At 35.7% G+C, this 1,629-nt stretch carries 1 protein-coding gene; it reads right to left on the bottom strand.

Annotated features, from left to right (window positions below):
• Positions 1-266: 266 nt before the first annotated feature.
• Positions 267-1,487: an alpha/beta fold hydrolase gene (locus tag WBM49_RS05435; RefSeq protein WP_424371049.1), complete on the bottom strand. Its 1,221-nt coding sequence runs from the start codon at positions 1,485-1,487 to the stop codon at positions 267-269.
• Between the last annotated feature and the right edge of the window lie 142 nt (positions 1,488-1,629).

Below are 1,629 nucleotides of genomic sequence, written 5' to 3'. Positions count from 1 at the left end.
ATTTACGATATGTTCTAAAACTTGTTTTTTTAAGAATCTATTTTCCTGAGGGTACAAATTTGAATGGAGAATAATAAACACTAAGAAAACAAATACTTTCATGGAATGATTTAATTAACCATAACGATATTGTATATGAAAAGTAGCGGGTATTTACGAACTAGCTTTTCAGATAGTTTAAATATATAAAAAAGCGCAAGGTTTAATGACTTGCGCTTAATTAGCTATTTTTTATATACCTTGTTGTAGCACGTTTTTATTCCGCTTTATTCTAATACCCTTTGTTTGAATTCAAAAATATGATTTCGCTGCCAATCCAATATTCCAATATAAGATTGCATTGTCGGTTCATTGAACTCAGTGGGTTCCTCTAAAGTGGTAAGATTGTCGGTAAAAGCTCTTTTCATACCTTCTTCAACAGCATCAGAAATATTACAATCTTTCAATTTTTGGTATAAGTTCTCGTATCGTACACTATCTTGAAGAAGTTCTCTTACGTACTGTTTTGCTTCATCTCTGTCTTTAATAGGAATTTCCAATGTTTCTTTTAATGCTTCTTTCGTTCCAAATGCTAAATTTGGGGTCATCCCTTCTTGTCCGGGAACTGAAAACCTGATGGCTGGAACATCAATACGTTTTGAAGTGTCCTTTAAAAATCTTGGGCGCCACATAGATCGGGAAAGATAGACTTGACGTGCTTTATCCCTATCAAACCCATCCATTGCAAAAGTCTGAATGTTATCGGCAAACTCTAAAACTTCAGAATCCATGCATCCAACTGTAATTACTGGATTGCCGTCATAAATAAGGCCTAGCAGACGTTCGGGGTTGTGCTCTGCTATCCACGTCATCTCTTGATTGGCTGGGACTCTACCATACAAAAAAGCTTTTTCTATATCTAGGGCATTCATAAAATCAAGCAGATCCTCGGATAAGGTAGCCACATCATAGCCCCAATGAGATTCTGTACTTCTACCATAACCGCGCTTTAAAGGGGCTAATACCCTAAATTGTTGAGTAAGACTTTTATAAAAATCAATCAAGGGATGATCTGGTGGGTATGCCATAGGGCCACTGTAATAATTATGGAAATCTTGTAAGACAATAATTGTTGGGCCATCACCGCCATAATCAAAGTATTCCATTTGTATTTCTCCTAAGTCTGCCATTTTTGCTTCATAAGGAATTTCTGTTCCTTCTTTTGCTTTACTCTCATCTACTTTGACTGCAACTAGAGCTTTATACTCTCCTTTACTATTAACATACATCTTAGGTATTAGTTTTCCAGACATTATCAATGGCAAAACCTTGTCCCAAGTCGTTTGTGTGCCATCTTCATAATAAACCAAATCGATATGGGTTGGTGGTGGCTTTTTAAAAAGCTCTTCTTGTGGTAAAAGTTTTAAATTATCAGAGATAAAAGGATAGTCTTGAGCATGAGTAATCATAGCAAAAAAAGTGCAGACAATAATTAGAATTTTTTTCATGATATTTAATTTTAATGTGCTACAACGTGTTTGTGTATGGCTCGTTGCGGGAAATCAGCTATGATTTTCCGCCGTAGCCCAAAGTTAGAGAAATTGCAATGAATTACGATTAGGAATTCAGCCGCAATGAGCTATATACGGT

It is taken from the genome of Muriicola sp. (genome assembly GCF_049669965.1).
Taxonomy (GTDB): domain Bacteria; phylum Bacteroidota; class Bacteroidia; order Flavobacteriales; family Flavobacteriaceae; genus Muriicola.
This window is presented reverse-complemented; position numbering and strand designations above follow the sequence as displayed.

What these genes read in the sequence shown, in the direction of transcription:
- WBM49_RS05435 (WP_424371049.1), bottom strand. Translation starts at nt 1,487, where the DNA reads ATGAAAAAAATTCTAATTATTGTCTGCACTTTTTTTGCTATGATTACT.